Origin of the sequence: Variovorax paradoxus B4, assembly GCF_000463015.1 — a bacterium.
Taxonomy (GTDB): Bacteria; Pseudomonadota; Gammaproteobacteria; order Burkholderiales; family Burkholderiaceae_C; genus Variovorax; species Variovorax paradoxus_E.
The window spans coordinates 647,650-673,050 of record NC_022247.1; the positions used below are offsets into that span (position 1 = coordinate 647,650).

At 69.1% G+C, this 25,401-nt stretch carries 16 protein-coding genes; all 16 read left to right on the plus strand.

Going from position 1 to position 25,401, the window contains the following annotated elements; all coding sequences use genetic code 11:
• Window positions 1-22 precede the first annotated feature (22 nt).
• Entirely contained in the window at window positions 23-1,351 is a 1,329-nt protein-coding gene (locus VAPA_RS02950; protein ID WP_021005284.1) for a DotU family type VI secretion system protein, read from the plus strand.
• A complete protein-coding gene (gene tssM / locus VAPA_RS02955; protein ID WP_021005285.1) occupies window positions 1,348-4,947 on the plus strand; it encodes a type VI secretion system membrane subunit TssM in 3,600 nt (1,199 codons plus the stop codon). The genes VAPA_RS02950 and tssM overlap by 4 nt, the downstream gene beginning before the upstream one ends.
• Window positions 4,944-5,576 carry a type VI secretion system-associated protein TagF gene (gene tagF / locus VAPA_RS02960; RefSeq protein WP_051255295.1) on the plus strand — a complete coding sequence of 211 codons (633 nt, stop codon included), beginning with the start codon at window positions 4,944-4,946 and terminating at the stop codon, window positions 5,574-5,576. The genes tssM and tagF overlap by 4 nt, the downstream gene beginning before the upstream one ends.
• 97 nt (window positions 5,577-5,673) lie before the next feature.
• On the plus strand, window positions 5,674-7,578 hold the full coding sequence (locus tag VAPA_RS02965; RefSeq protein ID WP_021005287.1) for a serine/threonine-protein kinase: 1,905 nt from the start codon (window positions 5,674-5,676) through the stop codon (window positions 7,576-7,578).
• Between the two features lie 53 nt (window positions 7,579-7,631).
• A complete protein-coding gene (gene mltA / locus VAPA_RS02970) occupies window positions 7,632-9,248 on the plus strand; it encodes a murein transglycosylase A (protein ID WP_021005288.1) in 1,617 nt (538 codons plus the stop codon).
• Between the two features lie 104 nt (window positions 9,249-9,352).
• Window positions 9,353-10,102 (plus strand): hypothetical protein, encoded by a 750-nt coding sequence (locus tag VAPA_RS02975; protein WP_021005289.1) that lies wholly within the window; start codon window positions 9,353-9,355, stop codon window positions 10,100-10,102.
• Between the two features lie 28 nt (window positions 10,103-10,130).
• On the plus strand, window positions 10,131-11,282 hold the full coding sequence (locus VAPA_RS02980; protein ID WP_021005290.1) for a hypothetical protein: 1,152 nt from the start codon (window positions 10,131-10,133) through the stop codon (window positions 11,280-11,282).
• 125 nt (window positions 11,283-11,407) lie between these two features.
• Window positions 11,408-13,384 carry a caspase family protein gene (locus VAPA_RS02985; protein ID WP_021005291.1) on the plus strand — a complete coding sequence of 659 codons (1,977 nt, stop codon included), beginning with the start codon at window positions 11,408-11,410 and terminating at the stop codon, window positions 13,382-13,384.
• A gap of 34 nt (window positions 13,385-13,418) precedes the next feature.
• Window positions 13,419-13,976: a type VI secretion system tube protein Hcp gene (locus VAPA_RS02990; RefSeq protein ID WP_021005292.1), complete on the plus strand. Its 558-nt coding sequence runs from the start codon at window positions 13,419-13,421 to the stop codon at window positions 13,974-13,976.
• 1 nt (window position 13,977) lies between these two features.
• Window positions 13,978-14,778: a type VI secretion system accessory protein TagJ gene (locus VAPA_RS02995; RefSeq protein WP_021005293.1), complete on the plus strand. Its 801-nt coding sequence runs from the start codon at window positions 13,978-13,980 to the stop codon at window positions 14,776-14,778.
• Between the two features lie 2 nt (window positions 14,779-14,780).
• A complete protein-coding gene (gene tssE / locus VAPA_RS03000) occupies window positions 14,781-15,296 on the plus strand; it encodes a type VI secretion system baseplate subunit TssE (RefSeq protein ID WP_021005294.1) in 516 nt (171 codons plus the stop codon).
• A gap of 7 nt (window positions 15,297-15,303) precedes the next feature.
• Entirely contained in the window at window positions 15,304-17,196 is a 1,893-nt protein-coding gene (tssF, locus tag VAPA_RS03005) for a type VI secretion system baseplate subunit TssF (protein WP_021005295.1), read from the plus strand.
• A complete protein-coding gene (tssG, locus tag VAPA_RS03010; RefSeq protein ID WP_021005296.1) occupies window positions 17,193-18,341 on the plus strand; it encodes a type VI secretion system baseplate subunit TssG in 1,149 nt (382 codons plus the stop codon). The genes tssF and tssG overlap by 4 nt, the downstream gene beginning before the upstream one ends.
• Window positions 18,338-19,672, plus strand: coding sequence for a methyltransferase domain-containing protein (locus tag VAPA_RS03015; RefSeq protein ID WP_021005297.1), 1,335 nt, complete (start codon window positions 18,338-18,340; stop codon window positions 19,670-19,672). Before tssG ends, VAPA_RS03015 begins: the two co-directional genes overlap by 4 nt.
• Before the next feature lie 69 nt (window positions 19,673-19,741).
• Window positions 19,742-22,471, plus strand: a complete 2,730-nt coding sequence (gene tssH / locus VAPA_RS03020) for a type VI secretion system ATPase TssH (RefSeq protein WP_021005298.1) — start codon at window positions 19,742-19,744, stop codon at window positions 22,469-22,471.
• A gap of 25 nt (window positions 22,472-22,496) precedes the next feature.
• Window positions 22,497-25,394, plus strand: a complete 2,898-nt coding sequence (locus VAPA_RS03025) for a type VI secretion system Vgr family protein (protein ID WP_021005299.1) — start codon at window positions 22,497-22,499, stop codon at window positions 25,392-25,394.
• The last annotated feature ends 7 nt before the right edge of the window (window positions 25,395-25,401 follow it).

Consider the following 25,401-nt stretch of genomic DNA (forward strand, 5'->3'; position numbering starts at 1 on the left):
CTGACGGAAACGGAACACCATCATGACAACACCCGATCCCTTCGCCGCCTTCGAGTCGGAGCGCACGGTCATCAAGCCGAAGCCGCGCACGCCGGCCGGCACGCCGCCGCCTGCTGCGGCACCGGCGCCTTTCTTCGGCGGCGTTGATCCGACACCCGCCGTCGACGTCGGCGAGATCGGGCTGCTCAATCCGCTGGTCTCGGCCGCGGGCAAGCTGCTGGTGCTGATCGGAAAGCTGCGCAACCTTGCGCAGCCGCCCAACGTGCCGGCCCTGCGCGCCTCCACCGCCGACGCGGTGAACCAGTTCGACGCCGCCGCGCGCCGTGCCGGCGTCAGCAACGAATCGGTGCTGGCCGCGCGCTATGTGCTGTGCACCGCGCTGGACGAGGCCGTGGCCAACACGCCCTGGGGCGTGCAGGCCGGCTGGAACAAGCAGAGCCTGCTGGTGCAGTTCCACAACGAGACCTGGGGCGGCGAGAAGGTGTTCCAGTTGCTCGCCAAGCTCGCGCAGGACGTGCCCACGCACCGCCAGCTGCTGGAGCTGATCTACAGCGTGCTCGCGCTCGGCTTCGAAGGCCGCTACCGCGTGGTCGACAACGGCCGCGCGCAGCTCGATTCGGTGCGCCAGCGCCTGGCCGACCTGATCGCCAAGGACCGTCCGCCGCTCGAAGCCGAGCTCTCGCCGCATTGGCGCGGGCAGGGCGCGGGCACGGTGCGGCTGCGCGAATCGCTGCCGCTGTGGGTGTTCGCGGCCGGCTTCGCCCTGCTGCTCGCGCTGGCCTGGTTCGGCCTGCGGCTCACGCTCAACTACCGCTCCGACACCACCTATGCCGCAGTGTCGGGCCTGCGCGTGCCCAACATCCAGATCGCGCCGCCCGCCGCGCCGGCCAAGTCGCCGCGGCTCGCGCGCTTCCTCGAGCCCGAGATCAAGCAGGGCCTCGTCACCGTGACCGACGAGGCCGACCGCAGCGTGGTGCGGCTGCGCGGCGACTCCTTCTTCGGCTCCGGCAGCGCCGAGCCGATGGCCGCATCGCTGCCGGTGCTGCGCCGCATCGGCCAGGCGCTGGCCGAAGTGAAGGGCGAGGTGCTGATCACCGGCCACTCCGACAACCAGCCGATCCGCTCGCTGCGCTATCCCTCCAACTGGCACCTGTCGGCCGCGCGTGCCGATGCGGTGAAGGGCGCGCTCACCACGCTGGTCGATCCGGCACGCATGCGCTCCGACGGCAAGGCCGACGCCGAGCCCGTGGCCGCCAACGACACGCCGGCCAACCGCGCGCGCAACCGGCGCGTCGACATCGTGCTGCTGTCCGAGCCGGACCGGGTCGCTGCCGCGGGAGTGACGAAATGATCAAGAAATTCTTCGGCTTCCTGTTCAGCCCGCTGCTGCTGACCCTGCTGGCGCTGGTCATCGTCGCGCTGCTGGTCTGGTGGATCGGCCCGCTGGTGAAGATCGGTGCGTGGGTGCCGCTCGAAAGCGAGCTTGCACGCGCGCTGCTGATCGGCGCCATCGTGCTCATCGTGGTGCTGCGCGCGATCTACCGCAGGTGGCGCGCGCGCCGTGCGAGCCAGCACCTGACCGACGGCCTCATGAAGGCCCCCACCGTCAAGACCGACGCCCCGGTCAACGGCGAACAGAAGATCCTCGACACGCGCTTCAGCGAAGCCGTGGCCACGCTGAAGCAGATGCGCCTGCATGCCGCGGGCAAGAAGCCCGGCTGGCGCGACTGGCTTTCCATTTCCGGTGGCAGCTATCTGTACGACCTGCCTTGGTACGTGTTCATCGGCGCGCCGGGCGCGGGCAAGACCACGGCGCTGGTCAACTCGGGCCTGTCGTTCCCGCTGGCCGAGAAGTTCGGCCCCGGCGCGATCCGCGGCGTGGGCGGCACGCGCAACTGCGACTGGTGGTTCACCGACGAGGCCGTGCTCATCGACACCGCCGGCCGCTACACCACGCAGGACAGCCACCAGTCGGAAGACAAGAGCGCATGGGAGGGCTTCCTCGGCCTGCTCAAGAAGGCGCGCCCGCGCCGGCCGCTCAACGGCGTGTTCCTGACCGTGAGCGTGGCCGACCTGCTGAGCCAGGGCCCCGAGCAGCGCACGCAGCTGGCCGCATCCATCCGCGCGCGGCTGCTCGAGCTCGATGCGAAGCTCACCACGCGGCTGCCGGTGTACGTGCTCGTCACCAAGAGCGATCTGCTCTATGGCTTCACCGACTACTTCGACGACCTCGGCAAGGAGCAGCGCGCGCAGGTCTTCGGCTTCACGCTGGCGGCCGACGAGAACGTGCAGGCCGACGAGAAGGGGCTGTCCACCGCCTTCCACCGCGAGTTCGCGCTGCTGCACAACCGCGTCAACGACGGCCTCATCGCACGCATGCAGCGCGAGACCGACGGCACGCGGCGCGCGGCGATCTTCGGTTTTCCGGCGCAGTTCGGCTCCATCGGCTCGATGCTGTCCGACCTGCTCGACCAGGTCTTCACCGGCTCGCGCTTCGCGCAGCCGCCGTGGGTGCGCGGCGTGTACTTCACCAGCGGCACGCAGGAAGGCAGCCCGATCGACCGCGTGATGGGCAGCCTGGCACGCAGCTTCGGCATCGAGCGCGCGATGCTCGCGCCGCAGAAGTCGAGCGGCCGCAGCTACTTTCTCACCGCGCTGCTGCGCGAGGTGGTGTTCCCCGAGCAGCGGCTGGCCGGCGCGAACGTGAAGCTCGAACGGCGGCGCCACGCGCTGCGCATGGCGGGCGTGGCGGCCATGACGCTGGTCACGCTCGCGCTGCTCGCGGGCTGGGGCTACAGCACGCTGCAGAACGTCAATTACCTGAAGTCGGTCGAGGCGCGCGTCGAGCCCGCGCGCCAGACCCTTGCGGCCCTGCCTTCGCGGGTGCAGAACCTGGTGGAGGTGGCGCCCGTGCTGCAGGGCCTGCGCGACATCTGGAAGACGCCCGACAACCGCCAGGGCGACGAGCCGCTGTCGATGACGCTCGGCCTCTACCAGGGCGACAAGCTCGACGCTGCCGCCATGCTCACGCACCAGCGCGCGCTCAACGACGCCTTCCTGCCGCAGATCGCCAAGCGCATCGAGGACCAGCTGCGCACCGCGCAGAAGGACAACCTCGAGTACACCTACGAGGCGCTCAAGAGCTACCTCATGCTCTACCAGCCCGAGCACTTCGATGCCGAGGCGCTCAAGGCCTGGATCACGCTCGACTGGGCGCGCAGCCTGGACCGCGGCATTCCCGAAGACCAGCGCCAGGCGCTCGAAGACCAGCTCGACGTGCTCATCGCGCAAGGCCCGCCGCGTTCGCCGCTCAAGATGGACGAGAACCTGGTGCGCAGCGTGCGCGCCGTGCTCGCGAGCTATCCGCTGGAGCAGCGCGTGTTCAGCCGCCTGAAGCGCCAGCGCGCCACCAAGGACATTCCGGGCTTCAGCATCGCCACGGCCGCGGGCCCTTCGGCGCCGCTGGTGTTCGAGCGCATCAGCGGCAAGCCGCTGACCGAAGGTGTGCCGGGCATGTTCACCTACGACGGCTACCACAAGCGCTTCCAGAACGAGGTCACGGTGCTCACCGGCCTGCTCGCGCAGGAAGACCCGTGGGTGCTCGGGCAGGACCGCAGCGCCACCGACCGCATGCGCGACGTGGCGGCGCTCGGCGCGCTGACCGATCGCGTGCGCCGGCTCTACCTGGCGGAGTACGTCAAGGTCTGGGAGGCCCTGCTGGCCGACGTGCGGCTGATCCGCGCCAGCGGGCTCGAGAAGAACATCGAGGCCGCGCGCATTCTCTCGGGCGTGGGTTCGCCGCTTGCGAACTTCCTGCGCGCGGTGGTGAAGGAAACCACGCTCATTCCCGCCGACCAGCCCAAGGACGTGGTGAGCAAGGCCACCGCCACGGTCGCCAACACCCGCAAGGGCCTGGAAGACCTGTTCGGCGGCGACCCGAACAAGCCCGTGGCCAGCGGCAAGCGCATCGAGAGCATCGTGGACGACCGCTTCGAACCGCTGCGCCGCCTCGTCACTGCTGCCGGGCCGAACCAGCCCGCGCCGATCGACGATGCGCTCAAGCTTTTCAACGAGGTGTACGTGTACCTCAACGCCGTCGACACGGCCGTGAAGGGCCGCACCTCGCCGCCGCCCGGCGACGTGGCCGGCAAGCTCAAGTCCGACGCGGGCCGCCTGCCCGAGCCGGTGCGCACGATGGTCGAGAACCTGAGCCAGTCGGGCGCGGCGCAGGCCCAGGTGGCCGAGCGCGGCAACCTGAGCCAGGACCTGCGTCCCGTGACCGATTTCTGCAACCGCGCCATCGCGGGCCGCTATCCGTTTGTGGGCAGCAGCAAGCGCGACGTGCTGCCCGAGGACTTCGGCCAGATGTTCGGCGCCGGCGGCCTGATGGACGAGTTCTTCCAGAAGCGGCTGGCCGCGCTGGTCGACACCAGCACGAAGCCGTGGCGCTACAAGCCGGTGGCCGAACGCGGCGCCGTCACCACGCAGGCGCTGGCGCAGTTCGAGCGGGCCGCGCGCATCAAGGACATCTTCTTCCGCGGCGGCGGCCGCGGCCCGTCGATGCGGCTCGACTTCAAGCCGGTGGAGATGGATGCGGGCATCACGCAATTCATCCTCGACGTGGACGGACAGCTCGTGAAATACGCGCACGGCCCGGTGGTGCCCATGGCCGTGCAGTGGCCGGGGCCGAAGGGGAGCAACCAGGTGCGCATCCAGGTCAGCCCGCCTTCGACCACCGGCAGTTCGGGTGCCGCGGTCGACGGGCCATGGGCGCTGTTCCGCGCGCTCGACGACGGCCAGCTCGAAGCCGGCGATGCGCCCGAGAAGTTCTTCATCACTTTCCAGATCGGCGCCCGCAAGACGCGCTTCGAGGTGACGACGAACAGCGTGCAGCATCCGATCCGCCTGAAGGAACTGCGCGAGTTCTCCTGTCCGGAGGGGTTGTGAGCGACGTGGCTGCTTTTTCTTCTTCGGCTGCGTTGCCCGGATGGTTCGGCAAGCTGCCGGGCATGGGCGACTTCGCGCACCGGCGCCTGCCCGAGTCGTTTCGTTCCGTGTGGGACCCGTGGCTGCAGCGCGGATTGGCGCGGCTGCGCGATCGGCATGCGGACTGGACAGCGCACTACCTCGAAGCGCCGGTCTGGTGCTTTGCGCTCGGGCCGCAGGTGGTTGGCGAAGGCGCATGGATCGGCGTGTTGATGCCGTCGGTCGATGGGGTGGGGCGGTACTTTCCGTTCACGCTGGCGGTGGAGCTCGATGCGTCCGCGGGCGACACGCTGCAAGGCGATGCACTGCAGGGTGCGCTGCGGTGGTGGGCGCAGGGGACGCAGGCAGCGCTGGAAGGGCTCGAGGGGGACCTGGATGCGCTGCGGTTCGATGCGGTACTGCAGAGGCTCTTTGCTGCCACCGGTGACCTCGGGGTGCGCGAGGGGGCTGTGGAGTCGCTTGCCTTGCCGGGGGCGGGGGAGTCTCTGTGGCTTGGCGATCCGGGCGCTGGTGAAGGGGCTCGGATGGCTGTGGTGGGGCTGCCTTTGGACGCGCAGTTTGAAGCTTTGTTTTTGGGGGGCGGGGGATGAATTTCCTGCTTCCTTTCGTGTTTCGGGGCCGGGTCTCGCCCCGGCGGGCGAGACCCGGCCCCGGAAAACAAACAAGAACAGACAAAGGAGCCAGTCAATGACCGAAGCTCCAAACACCAGCATGCCCCCAGAAGACGACCGCACCCGCGTCATGTCGAGGCCTGCGCAGCAACTCGACGACACCTCCGCCACCGTCATCACATCCGGCTCGACAAGCCTCTCCAACGTCCCGGTCACCAGCCCCGCCACGGAAACCAGCGAGGCCGGCCTCCTCCCCGTAGGCAGCCGCCTCGCAGAATTCGAAATCACCCGGGTCGTCGGCCAGGGCGGCTTCGGCGTCGTCTATGAAGCCTGGGACCACACGCTGGAACGTGTGGTAGCGATCAAGGAATACCTGCCGACTTCGCTGTCGACCCGGCAGCACGACGGCACGGTGGTCCCGCTGTCCGAGCGCCACCGCGAAACCTTCGACCTCGGCATGCGCAGCTTCATCAACGAAGCCCGCCTGCTCGCGCAGTTCGACCATCCCTCGCTGTTGAAGGTCTACCGTTTCTGGCAGGAGCGCGGCACCACCTACATGGTGATGCCGTTCTACCGCGGCGACACGCTGCGCCAGGCGCTGGTCTCCATTCCCGCAGGCGTGGACGAGGCCTGGCTGATCCGCATCATGGACGGCGTGACGCAGGCGCTGGCGGTGATGCACAGCGCCAACTGCTACCACCGCGACATCGCACCCGACAACATCATCCTGCTCGAAGGCTCTGGCCGGCCGGTGGTGCTCGACTTCGGCGCCGCGCGCCGCGTGATCACCGACAAGACGCAGGCGATCACCGTCATCCTGAAGCCGGGCTACGCGCCCATCGAGCAGTACGCCGAGATGCCCGACATGTCGCAGGGCGCGTGGACCGACGTCTACGCGCTCGCGGCGGTGATGCACGTGGCCGTGTGCGGACGCGCGCCGCCGCCTTCGGTGGCGCGGCTCCTGTCCGACAGCTACGTGCCGCTCGCGGGCAACGAGATCCTGCGCCAGCGCTACAGCCTGCGGCTCTTGCAGGCGATCGACGCGGGCCTGGGCGTGCGGCCCGAGTCGCGGCCGCAGTCGATGGCCGAGTTCCGCGCCGCGCTCGACCTGGAGGTGGGCCACAGCATCGCGCCGACGCCGCGCACCACGCCGCCGACATCCGGCGCGCGGAACAACAGCAGCAACGCCGACTTGCCGACGATGATCGGCCGGGGCAAGGCATCACCCGCGCCAGCACCCGCTCCGGGCACGGGTGCTGGCAGAAAGAACGGCAAGACCGTGGCCGCGATGGCCTCGGTGGCCGTGCTGGCCGCCGCTGCCGGTGGCGGCTGGTGGTGGTACCAGGGCCGCACCGCGGGCGCGGAAGGCGACAACGGCGGCAAGCAGGTCGCCGTCGCACCGCCGCCGCCGCCCGAACCGCGCGTGGTCCAGGCGTCACCGCCGCCACCACCTCCTCCCCCGCCGGCGCCCCGCACGCCGCTCGAATCGCTGCAGTCGCTGGCGGCGGGCGCGGCGCCGGGCTTCGACGTGACGGCCGCGCCCAAGAAGGCCGAGGTGTCGGTCGGCAAGGACAAGCTCGCCTTCGAGGTCCGCAGCAAGCGCGAGGGTTTCGTCTACGTGTTCCTGCTGTCCAGCGGCGGCGAGATGTTCCTGCTGTTCCCGAACCTGCTCGACAAGTACAACAAGATCACCGCCGGCAGCCCGCTCTCGCTGCCGCGCGCCTCGTGGCCGATGGATGCGGGCGGACCGGCCGGCACCAACCAGTTCGCGGTGCTCGTGAGCCAGCACGAGCGCGACTTCAGCGCCTCGGGGGTCCAGAACGACGGTGTGTTCCCGCAATTTCCGCTGCCCGTGCTGGCGGCGCTCGAAGCCAGCCGCGGCACAGGTCCGTCGCCTTTGCTGGGCAAACCGGTCTGCGCGCCCAACACCCCATGCAACGACGTCTACGGCGTCGCGAATTTCAAAATCGTCGAGAAGTAATCGTCTGCAGAGCGTTGGCCCGATGGGCCGTCTTTCCGGACAAGGAGGCTTTCATGTACACACCGTCGCCGATTTTCATTTCCGCCCTGCGCTGGGCTGCTGCTGCCGCAGCGGCCGTGCTTGCAGCGGGCTGCGCCAACACGCCACCGGCAGCCACCGCCGGCGCCGAAGCGGGTAGCAGCGCCACTGCCGGCACGGCGGCCAGTGCAGCGGCAGCCGCCACGACGCCGCCGCGTCCATCCACCGCCGGCTCGAGCACGGCCGGCCAGGCGCGCACCTTCTCGACCCAGCTGGCCACCTACACCTCGGTCAGCTTCGATGCCGTGCCCGGATGGGCGCGCGACGATTTCTCCGAGAGCTGGCCGGCCTTCCTTGGCAGCTGCAAGGTGCTGACCGGCCGCGGCGCCGAGTGGAAGGAGGTGTGCGCGCGGGCCCTCAGGATCGACAGCAGGAACAACACCGCCATCCGCGCCTTCTTCGAGCAGGAGTTCTCGGCCTACCAGATCCGCGACGACGACCGCAAGCCCGATGGCGTGGTCACCGGCTATTTCGAACCCGAGATCCCGGGCAGCCGGCAGTACGCGGCGCCGTTCATCTATCCGGTCTACGGCCAGCCCGAGGACATGTTGTTTGCCGATGCGCGCAAGCTGCCGGCCGGCAACGGCACGGTGGCGGCGCGGGTCGAAGGCCGCAACGTGGTGGTGCAGACCGGCCTCAGTACGCGCGACATGGGCGCGCCGGGACTCTACGCGCTCGATCTCTCGGCCCTCACGCGCGACACGCTCGACCGCAAGGTCCGCCTGCGCATCGAAGGCAAGCAGCTGCTGCCCTACTACACACGCGAAGAAATCGAAACCAAGGGTGCGCCCAATGCCAAGGTGCTGGCTTTCGTGAGCAGCGCCACCGCGCTCTACGAAATGCAGATCCAGGGTTCGGGCCGCATCAAGCTGGCCAGCGGCGACATCATCCGCGTGGCCTACGCCGAGCAGAACGGCCAGCCCTTCCGCCCCACGCTGGCACGGGCGGCCAATGGCAAGCCCCGCAGTCCGGTCAAGGTGCGCGGCTCGTCCATCGAACTGGAACTCGACGATGGCGACGACGAAGACGACGATGCCGGCAACTCCTCGACCGGCACCATCCGCACCCGCGGCTTCACGCTCGCGCGGCCCACGGCCAGCGGCGCGGTGCTGGTGCCGGGGCGGCGCACGGCCGGGCCGGTCATCGGTTCCGGCATCAAGGACCCGAGCTACGTGTTCTTCAAGGAGTCGCCTTCGCCCTCGGGCGGGCCGGTGGGCGCGTTCGGCGTGCCGCTGTCGGCGGGCCGCTCGATCGCGGTGGACCCGCGCAGCACGCCGCTGGGCTACCCGGTGTTCGTGTCGACCCGCGCGCCCGGCACCGGTGCGCCGATGCAGCGGCTGACCATCGCGCAGGACACCGGCGGCGCAATCCGCGGCGCGGTGCGGGCCGACTATTTCTTCGGCAACGGCCAGCAGGCCGCGACCAACGCGCGCCGCATGAAGGAGCGCGGCCAGCTCTGGATCCTGCTGCCGCGCGGCCTGGCCGTGGCCACGGCGGCGGTGTCCTCGGCCATCCGCACGCGCGGCGGCCCGGTGGGCGCCGGCCTGCCGCAATGCCTGGTGCCGACCGAAGGCGTGTGCGTGGACGACTAGTCATGTCTGCCCCCCGGCTTTTCACTCGCTGCGCTCCTGTAACTTCACCCCCCGAGGGGGAGGCGCGGCCCGCCTTGGGGCGGCCCGGCGGCGGCCGCTGACCCATGCAAGAAACGCTTTCGTCCGCGGAAAGCGTCGAGCTCGTCCGCCTCTGGCGGCGCCGGCAGACGCTGTCCCCCGGCGACATGGGCACCATGTACCGCATCGTGGGCGATGCGCTCGTGGCCTGCAACCCGCCCGAGCTCCAGGTGCTGGGCGAAGGCCGGCAGGAGCTGGTGGCGCAGTTCATCTACGTGAAGGTGCTGCGGCTCGATGCCGATCCCGACGAGGCCGACGAGCGCGCGGGCCACAGCGCGCCCTCCAGCGCCTTTGCGCTGTGCGCGTACTTCCGCCGTTACCTGATCGACTGCACGCGCGCGAGCGCGTTCCGGCGCAAGCTTTCGATCGGCGACCAGGTCAGCGAAGCGCAGATCGAAGATGCGCTGGGCGCCGGCGAAGACCTCGAGGGCTGCCTCGCGGAGCACGGGCTGAGCGCCGGCGCGGTGCAGCTGGCCGCGCGCGCCTTCATCGCCGAGCTGCCCGAGCCCGAGCGCATCCTGCTGTGCGAGGGCTTCGGCAGGGAGGCCGAGGGCGGCCTCTCGGGCATTGCCTCGCGCCACGCCATCGCCTCCTACCACTACCGCGCAGGCCGGCTGGGCCTGGTGCACAAGCGCGAGGGCCTCACCGCCGACTACGCCAAGACCCGCCTGGGCGGCTGGATCCAGCAGACGCTGGGCATTGCGATCGAGCCCGAGAACATGGCGGCGATCCTGCAGGTTTTCAAAATCCTCGGTGCTGAAGCGTCTTATGCCTGAAGACATAGCCATTCAGGAACAGACCGCCATGAATACCGAACTCTGGCCTCCCCTCAGCGTGATCCGAAGCGCGTTCCAGGCCGCGGGCGCCGCACCTGCGGCGCCCGGCGTGCCCGGCCAGGAAGCCGGCGTGGCCGTCATGGCGATGCCGGGCGCGGCACCTCATGCGGCGCAGCCGCGCGCGGTGCCCGATCTGCTGCTTCCGCTGACCGAATTGGCCCGGCGCCGAGAGGCTGTTGCCCAGCGCGCCTTCACGGCGCGCTGGGCGCCGGGCCGCCTCGTGAGCGTGGTGCACGAAGGCCGGTTGCTCGGCGTGCTGCTCGACCGCTGCATCCACGGCGATCTGTGGCAGGGCTGGATGGCCGCCGGCGAGGCCGACTGGGCCGGGCCTTTCGACGTGCTGCTCGAGCCCGACGACGAACCCTTCGAGCCGGCGTTCGGCCTGATCCAGGCCTGGAACGTGCTCACCCTCGAACCCAGCCCGCAGCTGTGCGCCCGCGTGCTCGGCGAGATTTCGGCCACCCGGCTGGCCGCGATCCGCGCGGTGCACGACGAGTGGGCCGCGCAGAAGGTGCTGCCCATCGCGCCCGAGCCGGGACGCATCGCGCTGCGCACCGTGGGCGGCGTGTTCTCGGTGCTGTCCGGCACGCCGCTCGGTGCGCAGGATCCGCGCGCCGACTATCAGGCGCTGTACCGCGCCGCCGGCCTGCAGCTGGGCTCGGCGCGGGTGCAGGCCCCCGGCGCAACGCCAGCCGCCGCACCCGCATCCCCGCGCGCCCGGCCGCAGGAGCGGCCCGAGGGCGGCTGGTGGGGCAGCATCCGGCGCTGGTTCGGTTCCGGCGGATGGATGCGTCCCGCGTTCGCGGTGCTGGCGCTGTTCGCGGTGGTGCAGAACGTCGGCCTGCTCGGCGGCCGCGGCGCGGAAGAAGACGATGTGCGCTTTCGCACCGTGCCCGCGGCGCCCGTTGCAGCGCAGGCCAACCTGGTCGTGCGCTGGAAGGACGACGTGCGCATCGACGAGGCCGACCGCCTGCTGCGCTCGATGCCGGCCGAGGTGGTCGGCGGGCCGGGGGCGAACGGCGTCTGGCGGCTGCGCGCGGCCGATCCGGTCGGCGGCCTCGCGGTGCTCGCGGCATCGCCACTGGTCGAGTCGGCCGGACCGGCTTCGGAGCGCCCATGACGTGCGCGGCGCGCCTGTCTTTCTCCCTCCCCCGCAGGGGGAGGGCAGGGGTGGGGGCAGGCGGCGTATCCACCGGGCGCTCTGCCTGCCCCCATCCCAGCCTTCCCCCGGAAGGAGAAGGAGCCATGCGATCGCGTTGTTTGCGGCTGCTGCTGTGGCTGGTGCTGCTGGTCTTCGGCAACGCCGCCTTCGCCGCCCAGCGTGCCCTGCTCGTTGGCGTCTCCGAACTCGTCAACCAGCCGCAGGCCCTGTGGCTGCAGGCGCCTCGCAACGACGTGATGCTGATGCGCGACGCACTGCAGAAGCAGGGCTTCGCAGCCGCCGACATCACCGTGCTCGCCGACGGCGTGAGCGGCTCGGTGCTGCCCGAATCGCAGGCCATCCACGATGCGCTCGGCCGGTTGCTCGCGCAATCGAGAAGCGGCGATTTCGTGTTCCTCTACTTTTCCGGCCACGGCACCCGCCTGCGCGACAGCAGCAAGCGCTACCAGGAGCCCGACGGCCTTTCGGAAAACTTCCTCGCACGCGATGTGCGCGGCACGCTCGGCAGCGACAACGTGCTCACGGGCGACCTGCGCGATGCCGATTTCGATGCCTGGATCCAGGCCTTCCTGGCACGCAACGTGTTCGTCGCCTCCGTCTTCGACACCTGCTCGGCGAACTCGATGACCCGCAGCAGCACGGCCGACAGCCCACTCATTGCCGAAGGGCCGGCCGACGACGAGGTGCGCTGGCGCGGCCTGCGCACCGGCCAGCTGGTCGGTGCGCCCGGTCCCGCCGCGCGCGTCGCCATGGCGCGGCCTGCCGCGGCCGAGCCGGTGCCGCGCGCGCGCTATGTCGCGCTCTTCGCCTCCGAGAGCCATCAGATCACGCCCGAGCTGCGCCTGCCGCGCAAGAGCCGCAATGCACGCCCGCAGGGCCTGCTGACCTGGGCCGTGGTCGAGGCGCTCGCGCGCAAGCCCGCCACCTGGCGCGACCTGTTCGACGGCGTGCTGGCCATCTACCCGCCGGTGATCGACGAACTCGCGCAACGCTTCCCCACGCGCGAGCTGCCATCGCCGGTGGCCGAGGGCAATCTCGATGCGCCGATCTTCGCCAACCGCGCGCAGGCCGTTTCGACGCGGCCGGTCTGGCGCGCGCAGCGCTCCGGCGACACGCTGGTCCTGCAGGCCGGCCAGCTCGACGGCCTGGTGGCGCAGCAGCCGCTGCGCGTGCTGGCCACGATGGAAGACGGCACGGTGCGCAGCGCCGAGGGCCAGCTCTCGCAGGCGTACACCGACAAGGCGCGCATGGCCGTGCCGCCCGCGCTGCGCGAGCTGTCCGGCGCCGCGCTCTGGAACATCACGCCGCTCGGCGAACCGGCGCCGGTCGCGCTGCGCGTGCGCGCGGAGCAGGGCCTGCCGCCCGGGCTGAGTCTCGAATACCCCGCCTCCATCATCGCCGTGGGCGAGACGGACGGTGCCGACGTGCGCTGGACCGGCACCCGGCTCGAAGTGCTCTCGCCCTCGCTCGGTGCGGGCGCAAGGCCTTTGCCGGCCGATTCCGCAGCGCCCCGCCGGCATCTCGAAATGCTGGCCCGGCTCAAGTGGCTCAACCAGCTCTACACCATCGCCAGGGATGCGCAGTTCGACGGCTTCGACGCAGTGTTCGAAGTGTGGAACGGCGATCGCCTGGTGCGCAGCGGCCCGGCCCAGCAGGCCGGCGCCAGGCTGCTGCCGCTGCGCAGCGGCGAGCGCGCCGTGCTCAACGTGCGCAACGCCACCGGGCGCTCGGTGGACCTCGTCGTCGTCGGCATCGACCCGCAGGGCGGCACGCGCCAGGTCTACCCCGAGGACCCGGGCGAGACCAACCGCTTCAAGCGCGGCACGCGCGACGCGCCCGCCGTCAAGCGCTTCGAATTGCCCTGGTTCAACGCCGAAGGCGGCCGGCTGCTGGTGCTGGCGGCGCCGGCGGCGCCCTACAGCGCGCCGCGCCTGTTCGGTGCGGGCGCGGTCGATGCGGTGGCGCAAGTGCGGGTGCGCGGCGCCCTGCAACAAGACAGCGAGCGGCAGACCTTTGCCGCGATGGTTCATTGGGCGGGCGAAGCTTCGTCCGCCAGGTAACGACAGACAACCGGATTTTTCTCAGGAGATCGACATGAGCTGGACATACGATGGAAAACTGGACCCCGACGAGGCCCTGCGCCTGCTCGACTACCTGTCGGGCGAATCGGGCAACGACTTCGCGATGATGATCGAGAGCAAGGGCTCGCCGATCGAAGGGGAGTCCAAGCGCACGTACGAAGACGGCAAGCAGCGCATGGACATCGGCGGCTATTCGTACAAGTCGGACGTCGTCATTCCGCCCGGCTCCAGCAAGGGCAAGCTGCGCAACTACTCCTTCATAGTGATCCGCGACTGCGATGCGGCCACGGCCTCCATCGCCAGCCTGCTGAAGAGCCAGGACAGCGACCTGAAGGTGACCATCTCGGTCTTCAAGGCCGGCGGCGACAGTTCCAAGGACCAGCAGTCGCACCTCGAATTCGTGCTCGAAGGTGCGCGCGTGAACTGCCACGCCATCGTCACGGGCGGCACGCCCAAGCGCCCCTGCGACCTGATCTTCTTCGACTACACGAAGCTGGAGATCCGTTCGGCGCCGCAGCAGCAGACGGGCGCGCGAGGTGCCGTTCGCACCTGCACCTTTGCGGGGAACTGACATGGCCACCTCTGCCGAACTCCTCAAGTCCGCCGACCCCGTCGCCGCGCTCAAGGCCCTCAGCGACGAGGTCCGCGCCAAGCCCGCCGACAGCAAGCACCGCGTCTTCATGGCGCAGCTGCTGTGCGTGCTGGGTCAATGGGAACGCGCGCTCAACCAGCTCACCGTCGCGGCCGAGCTCGATGCGCTCGCCGTTCCCATGAAGCAGGTGTACGGCGACGCCGTGCGCTGCGAAGGCCTGCGCGCCGAGGTGTTTGCCGGCACGCGCACGCCCATGGTCTTCGGCCAGCCCGACGAATGGCTGGCGCTGCTCATCGAATCGCTGCTGCGCCAGGGCCGCGGCGAGAGCGAGCTGGCCGAGGACCTTCGCCAGCGGGCCTTCGACGGTGCACCCGCCATCGCCGGCACCATCGACGGCGCGCCCTTCGAATGGCTGGCCGATGCCGACATGCGCCTGGGCCCCGTGCTCGAAGCCTTCGTCAACGGCAAGTACTACTGGATTCCCTACGCCCGGCTCGCGCACATCAAGATCGATCCGCCCGAGGACCTGCGCGACTGCGTCTGGATGCCCGCGCACCTGCAGTTCGAGAACGGCGGCGAAACGCTGGCGCTCATTCCCACCCGCTACGAAGGCACCGAGAAGAGCGAAGACGGCGAGCTGCTTCTCGCGCGCAAGACCGAGTGGCGCGAACTGCGGCCCGAGGTCTGGGCCGGCTGCGGCCAGCGCGTGCTCGGCAGCGACGCCGGCGAGTACGCGCTCATGGACGTGCGCGAGATCCTCTTCGAAAGCCAGGGCGCATAGCCATGGCCGAACTCACCGCCCAGGAACGCCTGCAGCCGTCGCTGCTCGACCGCCTGGTCGACGACGCGCCCAGCGAAAAGCGCGAGAGCGACGAGAGGCGCACGCTCACCAAGCAGGCGCTGCGCTCGGCCGTGCTGCGCGACCTGAGCTGGCTCTTCAACGCCACCGGCTTCGGGCTTGCCATGGACGACAAGCAATACCCGAACGCCGCACGCTCGGTCATCAACTACGGATTGCCTATGCTGTCTGGCCAGTTCACCTCGTCGGTGCAGCGTGTCAGCATGGAACAGGCTTTGAAGAACGCAATCCTGCAGTTCGAGCCGCGCATTTTGTCCCGCACTCTCGAAGTTGAACTCGTCATGGAAGGCTCGGCACTCGACTCGCACAACAGCATCGGCCTGCAGATCCGCGGCATGCTGTGGGCGCAGCCCGTGCCGCTCGAGTTCCTGATGCGAAGCCGTGTAGACCTGGAAGAAGGACGCATCGAGATCGTGGACATGGCGCAAAACCCAAGGTAAGTCCGACATGGACCCTCGGCTGCTGAACCTGTATGAACAGGAACTGCGCTATTTCCGCGAGAGCTCCTCGGAGTTCGCGCGCGCCTTTCCGAAGATCGCGCACCGCCTGGGCATCGAAGGCCAGGAGGTCGCCGATCCGTACGTCGAGCGGCTGATCGAGGCCACGGCCTTCCTGTCGGCGCGCGTCAACCTCAAGCTCGATGCCGAATACCCGCGTTTCACGGGCCACCTGCTCGACATCGTCTATCCGAATTTCCTCGCGCCCACGCCGGCGATGGCGGTCGTCTCCTTCTCGCCCGATCTCGACGACGCCAACCTCGCGACCGGTCCCAGGCTGCCGCGCGGCGCCGGGCTGCGCGCGCGGCAGGCCGTGGGGCAGAACACGCATTGCGAGTTCCGCACCTCGAGCGCGCTGCGCATCTGGCCGATCGAGATCCAGCGCGCCCAGTACTTCACCTATGCGCCCGACCTGCCGCTCGGAACGCACCCCCAGTCCCGTGCCATCCGCGGCGGCCTGCGCATTGCGCTGCATGCGACGGCGGGGCTCAACTTCAGCCAGATCGCGCTCGACGACCTGGTGCTGCATCTCGGCGGCGCCGAAGACGTGGCATGGCAGTTGCAGGAGTGCGCGCTGGGCCAGCCCATCGGCGTGATGGTGCGGCCGCTGTCGCCCACCGGCGCGCTGCAGGGCGCGGCGCAGAGCCTGCCGGCCACGGCGATCCAGCCCGTCGGCTTCGAGGACGATGAAGCGCTGCTGCCGGTCACGGCCACCGGCTTCTCGGGCTTCCGCCTGCTGCAGGAGTACTTCGCGTTTCCACAGCGCTTCCAGTTCCTGCGTATCGCGGGGCTGCAATCGGTGCTCGCGGCGATGCCGGTCGCCGAGGTCGAGCTCGTGCTGCTGTTCTCGCGCGGCGATGCGGCACTCGAAAAACTGGTGAGCGCCGACAACGTGCAGCTGCACTGCGTGCCGGTGGTCAATCTGTTCAACAAGCGGCTCGACCGTGTGCCGCTGACCGAAGGCGTGAGCCAGTTCCACCTGGTGCCCGACCGCACGCGGCCGCAGGATTTCGAGGTGCACACCGTTACCGAGGTCATCGGCCACGGCGCGCCCGGCGTCGATGCATCGGCGGCCGAACAGGTGTTTCGCCCTTTCTATTCGGCCTTCCATGGCACGCGGCACAGCCACCCGGCCTACTTCACGACCACCCGCGAGCCGCGGATGCTGTCGGTGCGCCAGCGCACCGAGGGCCATCGCAGCAGCCACATCGGCTCCGAGGTCTACATGCAGATCGTCGATCCGCAGCAGGCGCCGTACGCCGCCACGCTGCGGCAGCTCGCGGTGGCCGCGCTGTGCACCAACCGCGACCTGCCGCTCCTGATGCCGCTGGGGCGCGACAACGACTTCGATTGCGTCGACTCCTTCCCCGTGCAGCGGGTGCGCATGGTTCGCGGTCCTTCGCGGCCGGTGTCGCCGGTGGTGAGCCAGGGGCTGGGCTGGCGGGTGGTCGATCACCTTGCGCTCAACTACCTGTCGATCTCCGACAGCACGCCGGAGCAGGGCGCTGCCGCATTGCGCGAAACGCTGATGCTCTACGCCACGCATGCCGACGAGATGCGCCAGGGCCAGGTGCGCGGGCTGCTCTCGGTGAGAGCCAAGCCCGTGGCGCGCCGCCTGCCGCTCAAGGGACCGATCGCCTTCGGGCGCGGGCTCGAAGTGACGCTCGAGGTCGACAAGGACGCATTCCACGGCCACAGCGTGTTCCTGTTCGGCGCGGTGATGGCGCGCTTTCTCGCGCGCCACGTGGAGGTCAACCATTTCGTCGAGACCGTGCTGCGCGTGGCGGGCAAGGGCGAGACCATGCGATGGAGGCCGCTATGCGGGACCCGGCAGATTCTGTGAGCGCCGCCCGGCCGCCCGAAGGCGCTCGCCCCCTCGCTCGCGAGGGGGGAGGCGAAGTCCGCGAAGCGGCGAGCCCGGGGGAGTCAGTCAACACGCGTGTCGACAACGCGCTGCGCGGGTGGTCGGCGGAGCCGTGGTCCTACGACTATTTCGCGGTGCTGCGCCGGCTGGAATCGGTGGCCGCGACCACGCCGCGCTGGGGCCGCGCATTGCTGCCGAGCGCGGAGCCGGTGCGCGTGGGGCAGGAGCCGTCGCTGTCGTTCGCGCCGGCCAGCTTCAGCCGCTTCGAACCGGCAAGCGCCCACTCGCCGCCGCGCCTGCGCCAGCATTTCTTCAGCTACGTCGGGCCCAACGGTCCTCTGCCGGTTCACCTGAGCGACTTCATCCGCGAGCGCAGCCTGAACCATGGCGACCCGACCTGGCTGGCCTTTCTCGACAGCTTTCTGCACCGCTTCTCGCTGCACTTCTATCGCGCGTGGGCGCAGGCGCGGCCCGCAGTGGCGCTCGACCGGCCGGGCGAGGACCGCTTCCGCCTGCAGGTCGGCGCGTTCGTGGGCATCGGCACGCCGGGGCGCATCGAGCGCGACGAGGTGCACGACGATGCCCGCCTTCATTTCTCGGGCTGGCTCGCGCGCCGCGTGCACAACGCCGAGAGCGTGGAGTCGGTGCTGTGCAGTTACTTCGGCGTGCCGGTGGCGCTGGAGCGCTGGGTCGGCCACTGGATGAGCCTGCCCGCCGGCGAGCTCACGCGGCTGGGGCAGGGCGAGAGTTCGCGCTCGATGGGCATGGGCGCGATGCTCGGCACGCGTGCGTGGGACCGGCAGCACCGCGTGCGCCTGCACATCGGCCCGCTCACGCTCGCGCAGTACCGCATGTTCCTGCCGATCGGCAACGCGAGGCCGGTGCTGCAGCGCTGGATGCAGCAGTTGCTCGGGGACGAACTCGAATGGGACGCCGAGCTGGTGCTCGAGACGACGCAGGTGCCCGTTACGCGCCTCGGCAAGGCGAAGGGCAACGCGCCGCGCCTGGGCTGGGTCTCCTGGCTCGGCCAGCGCACGCGCGCGAAGGACGCGGCGGACGTGCGCATCGGCAACAGCTCGATGACCGCCCGTACCGCCCAGGCCACTGTGGGAGCCGCCGCATGACCACGACGCCCGCGTACCCGGACACGTTGACGCACGCGGCCGCGCTGGCGCAAGCCGCGGCCCTGATCAAGGCGCAGAAGCTGGACGCGGCGGGTGAATTGCTCGTCCGCATTCTGGAGGTCGCGCCGGCCGACCCCGACGCGCTGCACTACCAGGGCCTGCTGCGCCATGCGCAAGGCCGCAGCAACGAGAGCATCGCGTTGATCGGACGGTCGCTCACGCTGCAACCCGCGCAGAGCGGTGCCTGGAACAACCTGGGCAACCTGCTGGTCGAGACCGGCCGCATCGACGACGCAATGCGCGCCTACGGCAACAGCGTCTCCTTCGCGAAAGGAGGCGACGAAGGCGCCGATGCCTTGAGCAACATCGCGTCGCTCGAACGCCGCAAGGGCCACTGGCAAGCCGCCGAGCGCGTCAGCCGCCGGGCGATCGAACTGCGGCCGGAATTCAGCGAGGCCTGGTACAACCTGTCGATCGCACTGATGGAGCAGGGGCGCATCCATGAGAGCGTCATCGCCAACAGCCGTGCGGTGTTGCTGCAGCCGCGCAACCTGAGCGCCCGCTCGCAGGTGATTCGCGCGCTGGAACTGCTCGGCGAGAGCGAGCAGGCCGTCGGCATGTACCGGGAGTGGCTGGCAGAAGATCCAGGCAATCCCGTGGTCACGCATCTGCTGGCCGCCTGCGAGGGACATGCGCCCGCGCGCGCCAGCGACGGCTATGTGGAAACCGTGTTCGACAGCTACGCCGGAAGCTTCGACGCGAGTCTGGAGAAGCTGCACTACCGCGCGCCCGAGCTGGTGGCGCACGCGGTGCAGGAAATGCATGGCGCGCCGGCCGAGAGTCTGGCCGTGGTCGATGCCGGCTGCGGCACCGGACTCTGCGCCCCGCTGCTGCGGCCTTGGGCCGCGCACCTGGCCGGCTGCGACCTGTCGGTCGGCATGCTGCAGCGCGCGCAGCAGCGCGGCGGCTACGACGTGCTGCACAAGGCCGAGCTCACCCACTACCTGCATACCCAGCCCGGCCGGTTCGACCTGGTGATATCGGCTGACACGCTGTGCTACTTCGGCGACCTGCGCGAGGTGCTGGCGGCCGCCGCGCGCGCGCTGCGTCCCGAAGGCGGGGTGGTGTTCACGGTCGAGGCCATGCCCGGGGGCCAGGACGACTTCAGGCTCGAAGGCAGCGGCCGCTACCGCCATGCGGCTGCGCATGTCGAGGCCCGTCTTGCGGCTGCCGGTTTCGGTGCCGTGCGCATCGAGCCGATCGTTCCGCGCCGCGAAGCGGGGCAGGACGTGCAGGGTTGGCTGGCCAGCGCAAGGCTTTCTGCGCATTGACGCCCGGCACGGGTCGCAGAACTTCGAATTTTCCGGCATGAATCGTCTTCAACAGATACGGAGTCTTCCATGAGTGAAATCAGTCGCACCGCCCTTTTCGGCAAGCTCAACTCGCTGGCCTACAAGGCCATCGAAGGCGCCACGGTGTTCTGCAAGATGCGGGGCAATCCGTACGTGGAACTGGAGCACTGGTTCGCCCAGCTGCTGCAGGCGCAAGACTCCGACCTGCATCGCGTGATCCAGCACTACGGCCTCGACGTCTCCGTGATCGCCAAGGACATGACGGCCGCACTCGACCGCCTGCCACGCGGCGCCACCGCCATCAGCGACTTCTCCCCGCACATCGAGAACGCCATCGAACGCGCCTGGACCTATGCCACGCTGCAGTTCGGCGAGGCGCAGGTGCGCACCGGCTACATCCTGGTGGGCATGCTGAAGACGCAGAGCCTGCGCAATCCGCTGTTCGGCCTGTCCAGGCAGTTCGAGAAGATCAAGGTCGAGGACCTGGCCGACAACTTCGTGAAGATTTGCGACGCCTCGCCCGAATCGCAGATGCGCGCGCAGGACGGCACCGGCATGGGCAGCGGCGCACCGGGCGAAGACTCGGGCGCCATGGCACCCGCCGCCATGGGCAAGGGCGATGCGCTCAAGAAGTTCGCGGTCGACCTCACCGAGAAGGCCAGGAAGGGCGAGATGGACCCGATCACCGGGCGCGACGAGGAGATCCGCCAGATCGTCGACATCCTGATGCGCCGCCGCCAGAACAATCCGCTGCTGACGGGCGAGGCCGGCGTCGGCAAGACGGCCGTGGTCGAAGGTTTCGCGCAGCGGCTCGCACGCGGCGACGTGCCGCCGCAGCTGAAGGACGTGAAGCTGCTCACGCTCGACATCGGCCTGCTGCAGGCCGGCGCCAGCATGAAGGGCGAGTTCGAGCAGCGCCTGCGCCAGGTGATCGACGAGGTGCAGAGCTCGCCGACGCCCATCATTCTCTTCATCGACGAGATCCACACGCTCGTGGGTGCGGGCGGCGCGGCCGGCACCGGCGATGCGGCCAACCTGCTGAAGCCGGCGCTGGCGCGCGGCAACCTGCGCACCATCGGCGCCACCACCTGGGCCGAGTACAAGAAGTACATCGAGAAAGACCCGGCGCTGACAAGGCGCTTCCAGGTCGTGCAGGTGCCCGAGCCCGACGAGGTGAAGGCCATCCTGATGCTGCGCGGCGTGGCCAGCGTGCTCGAGAAGCACCACCGCGTGCAGCTGCTCGACGAGGCCATCGAGGCGGCCGTGAAGCTGAGCCACCGCTACATTCCCGCGCGCCAATTGCCCGACAAGGCCGTGAGCCTGCTCGACACGGCGTGCGCGCGCGTGGCCGTGTCGCAGCACGCCACGCCGCCCGAGGTGGAGGACTGCATGCGCCGCATCGAGGGGCTCACGGTCGAGCAGGAGATCATCGGCCGCGAGGAAGCCATCGGCATCGACGTGACCAAGCGCGCGGTGCAGGTGGCGGCGCTGCTGCTGGAATCGAATGGGCAGCTGGAAACGCTCAACGCCCGCTGGAAGGAAGAGAAGGGGCTGGTCGATCGGTTGCTCGAATTGCGTGCGAAGCTGCGGGCGGGGAACAAGCCGGTGGATGCGGCGTCCACCGAGGGTGAGGCGAAGGCCGACGTGCCCCCACCCCAACCCTCTCCCGGCGGGGGAGGGAGCGAAGACCGGGCCGCGCTGCTCGAAGAGCTGCATGCGCTGCAGGCCAAGATCCATGCGGTGCAGGGCGAATCGCCGCTGATCCTGCCTTCGGTCGACGAGCAGGCCGTGGCCTCGGTGGTGGCCGACTGGACCGGCATTCCCGTCGGCCGCATGGTCAAGAACGAAGTCGAGGCGGTGCTCAAGCTCGCCGACACGCTCAACCAGCGCGTCATCGGCCAGAAGCACGGCCTGGAGATGATCGCGCGGCGCATTCAAACGTCTCGCGCGCGGCTGGACAACCCGCAAAAGCCGATCGGCGTGTTCATGCTGTGCGGCACCTCGGGCGTGGGCAAGACCGAGACCGCACTGGCACTGGCCGAGGCCCTGTACGGCGGCGAGCAGAACATCATCACCATCAACATGAGCGAATTCCAGGAGGCGCATACCGTCTCCACGCTCAAGGGCGCGCCGCCAGGCTACGTGGGCTACGGCGAAGGCGGCATCCTGACCGAGGCCGTGCGCCGCCGGCCCTACAGCGTGGTGCTGCTCGACGAGGTCGAGAAAGCCCACCCCGACGTGCACGAGATCTTCTTCCAGGTGTTCGACAAGGGCTGGATGGAAGACGGCGAGGGCCGCATGATCGATTTCAAGAACACGATCATCCTGCTCACCACCAACGCCGGCAGCGAGCTCGTGATGAGCATGTGCCGCGACCCCGAGCTGCTGCCCGATTCGAACGCACTGGCCGATGCGCTGAAGGCGCCGCTCATGAAAGTGTTCCCACCTGCGCTGCTGGGCCGCATCGTCACCATTCCCTACTACCCGCTCTCGCCGGACATGATGAAGAAGATCGTGCGGCTGCAGCTGGGCCGCATCAAGAAGCGCGTGGAGACCAACCACGGCGTGCCCTTCGAGTACAGCGACGCGGTGGTCGACCAGGTGGTTGCGCGCTGCCAGGATCCGGAGTCGGGCGGGCGCGTGATCGACGCGATCCTGACCAACACGGTGCTGCCAACGATTTCTGTCGAGTACCTGCAGCGGCTGGCCTCGGGCGGCGAGATCCGCCGCGTCGCGCTGGATGTGAAGGATGCCGACTTCACCTACGCATTCGACTGAGCAACTGCGCATCAAGAGTAAAAAAATGGCCGATCACGAGTTCCGCATAGAGACAGATTCACCCGCCAAGGACGACCTGATGTTCTGGCGCATCGTGGGCCACGAGGCGCTGGCGCGCCCGTCGGCCTACGAGCTCACGGTGCTGTCGAAGAACAAGGCGCTCGATGCCAAGGACATTCTCGGCCGTGCCTTCGACGTGGTCATCCAGTTCCAGGACAAGGACGGCGGCATGCACGAGCGCCACTGCCAGGGCCACGCGGTGCGCTTCGTGCGCGCGGGGCATGTGGGCCGGCACTTCGAATACCGCATCACGCTGCGCTCCTGGTTCTGGCTGCTCACCAAGCGCACCAACTCGCGCATCCTGCAGGACAAGAAGGTGCTCGAAGTGCTCGATGCGGTGTTCGAAGACAGCCCGATCAAGCGCTTCAAGAAGACCAAGGCCGGCAACGTCATCGGCACCCATACGCCCCGGCGCTACTGCGTGCAGCATCAGGAGAACGACTACCAGTTTCTCTCGCGCCTGCTCGAGGACGAAGGCATCTACTACTGGTTCGATTCGCACGATGCGCCCGGCACCATGCACCTGTCGGACGCCAGCGACCTGGCGCACGACAAGCTGCCGGTGGAAGGCACGCTGCGCTATGCGGCCAGCGATGCGAGCGAGGCGCGCTACAACGAGATCTCGCGCTGGGTGAGTTCGCGCCAGTTCGACACCGGCAAGCAGGCCTCGCGCGACAGCGACTTCAAGGCGATCAAGAAGAAGCTGGGTGCCGTCATCGATGCGAAGGACGACCACGAGCTGGCCGACTTCGAGGAGTTCGAGTTTCCCGGCGGCTACTTCACCGGAGAGGATGGAGACAATCGCACCAAGCTGCGCGGCGACGAGCTCAACGCCCGCCGCGACCGCCACTGGGCGCTGACCACCTGGCCCGACGTGACGGCCGGGCGCAGCTTCAAGTTCGAGGGCGATCCCGACGGCACGCGCGACGGCGACTACGTCATCGCGGCCTGCACCTTCATGGCCAGCCACCCCGGCTATGAAAGCGTGGGCGCCGGCACAGCCGTTCCGCAGGACCTGCGCACGGCGTTGGCCGGCGTGCTGCGCGACGATGCGGTGAACGCCGACACGCTGCAGGTTCTGGAAGACCTGATCGCCAGCACGCCGATGCTCAGCACCTCGCAGCCGGGCACCAGCGCCTTCCTGATCACCGCGATCCCGATGGAGCGCGCCTATCGTCCGCCGCGCCTCACGCCGCGCGTGACCATGCCCGGGCCGCAGACGGCCATCGTGGTCGGCCCCGCGGGCGACGAGCTGCACGTGGACGACCATGGCCGCGTCAAGGTGCACTTCCACTGGGACCGCTACGACGAGAGCAACGAGAAGTCGACCTGCTGGGTGCGCGTGTCGCAGCCCTGGGGCGGCAAGGGCTGGGGCGGGTATTTCATTCCACGCATCGGCCAGGAGGTGATCGTCGACTTCCTGAACGGCGACCCTGACCGCCCGATCATCGTGGGCCGCGTCTACAACGACGATCAGCCCATTCCCTACAAGTCGCCCACGCAGAGCGGCTTCAAGACCCGCTCCACGCCAGGCGGTGGTCCCGCGAACTACAACGAGATCATGTTCGAGGACAAGAAGGGGGAGGAGAACATCAACATCCACGCCGAGCTGGACATGAGCCGCAGTGTGGAGCGCGACGACTCGACGACGGTGGACAGGGATCAGTCGGTGACCGTCAAGCGCGACCAGACCCTGCACGTCGACCGCGACCGCAAGAGCACGGTGACGCGCAACGAGACCACCATGGTGGTGGTGGACCAGAAGAACACGGTCAAGGGCAACCAGAACAACCAGGTGGTGGGCAACCGCGACACCTTCATCGACAGCAACGACATGCTGAAGGTGACGGGCACCGGCACCCACGAGGTGGTCGGCGCGCGCAGCGATATCTCGCGCGCCGGCGAGACGCGCACCGTGACCGGCGACCAGACGATCAACGTGAGCGGCAACGTGACCTACAAGGCCGCGAAGATGAGCTTCGAGGCCGGCCACATCGACTGGATGGTTACCGGCTCCAGCTCCAAGTACATCACCGTGCCCACCGGCCCGCTGGCCCTGATGGCCAACAAGATCAAGCTGATGAGCAACACCGGCATCGAGTTGATGGCGGTGGGGAGCATCGACCAGACGTCCGTGGGCTCCAACACCACCGTTCTCGGGCCCAATACCAGCGGCTACATCGGCAACAACTCCGAGGCGAACCTGGGCATCACGAGCTCCACCTTCATGGGGCTGAGCATCGAGAACGCGGTGTCGTTGGCGATGAGCAACTTCATCGGCGTGTCGATCGAGAACGCGCTGGCCGTCAAGCTCATCAACTGCGCGGCACCGGAGATCAAGGCCATCTCCACCGCCGACGTGAACCTGACGCCGCTGAAGGTCATCAGCCCGGGCGGCGCCGGCGGACCCGCCTATGCCGCCGCGGTGGCTGGCGTCATAGGCCTGGTAGCCGGCGTAGGCACCGGGATCAAGGGCATCGGCGACACGCTGACGCAGTATGAGCAGGCGGCCGGCAAGCTGGAGGACGCTGCAGCCGAGGCGGAACAGGCGGACTTGCCGGGGCTGGCAGGCCGGCTCTCGCAGCTGGCGAGGATCACGCGCGACAGGCGCTCGCAGGGCGCGGCGGCGGCGTACACAGGTGCGGCCGGGGCGTTCATTCCGATCACCTTGCCGTTGACACTGGCCATGGGCGCGCTGGGAGCGGCCGCCGCCGCCACCGACGACCACGGTGCCGAAGCGCTGGGCGAGAGAAGCCCCACCAACGCGGACGGAACGAGTACCAGCAGCTACCGCGAGAGGGGAACGCCCTGGACACCGCCCACCGGTTCGGGCTCCGGTGGTGGCTCCGGCAGCGGTTCGTAGGCACGAA

Coding starts and splice junctions, on each gene's coding strand:
- VAPA_RS02950 (WP_021005284.1), top strand. CDS start 23: ATGACAACACCCGATCCCTTCGCCGCCTTCGAGTCGGAGCGCACGGTC.
- tssM (WP_021005285.1), top strand. CDS start 1,348: ATGATCAAGAAATTCTTCGGCTTCCTGTTCAGCCCGCTGCTGCTGACC.
- VAPA_RS02965 (WP_021005287.1), top strand. CDS start 5,674: ATGACCGAAGCTCCAAACACCAGCATGCCCCCAGAAGACGACCGCACC.
- mltA (WP_021005288.1), top strand. CDS start 7,632: ATGTACACACCGTCGCCGATTTTCATTTCCGCCCTGCGCTGGGCTGCT.
- VAPA_RS02975 (WP_021005289.1), top strand. CDS start 9,353: ATGCAAGAAACGCTTTCGTCCGCGGAAAGCGTCGAGCTCGTCCGCCTC.
- VAPA_RS02980 (WP_021005290.1), top strand. CDS start 10,131: ATGAATACCGAACTCTGGCCTCCCCTCAGCGTGATCCGAAGCGCGTTC.
- VAPA_RS02985 (WP_021005291.1), top strand. CDS start 11,408: ATGCGATCGCGTTGTTTGCGGCTGCTGCTGTGGCTGGTGCTGCTGGTC.
- VAPA_RS02990 (WP_021005292.1), top strand. CDS start 13,419: ATGAGCTGGACATACGATGGAAAACTGGACCCCGACGAGGCCCTGCGC.
- VAPA_RS02995 (WP_021005293.1), top strand. CDS start 13,978: ATGGCCACCTCTGCCGAACTCCTCAAGTCCGCCGACCCCGTCGCCGCG.
- tssE (WP_021005294.1), top strand. CDS start 14,781: ATGGCCGAACTCACCGCCCAGGAACGCCTGCAGCCGTCGCTGCTCGAC.
- tssF (WP_021005295.1), top strand. CDS start 15,304: ATGGACCCTCGGCTGCTGAACCTGTATGAACAGGAACTGCGCTATTTC.
- VAPA_RS03015 (WP_021005297.1), top strand. CDS start 18,338: ATGACCACGACGCCCGCGTACCCGGACACGTTGACGCACGCGGCCGCG.
- tssH (WP_021005298.1), top strand. CDS start 19,742: ATGAGTGAAATCAGTCGCACCGCCCTTTTCGGCAAGCTCAACTCGCTG.
- VAPA_RS03025 (WP_021005299.1), top strand. CDS start 22,497: ATGGCCGATCACGAGTTCCGCATAGAGACAGATTCACCCGCCAAGGAC.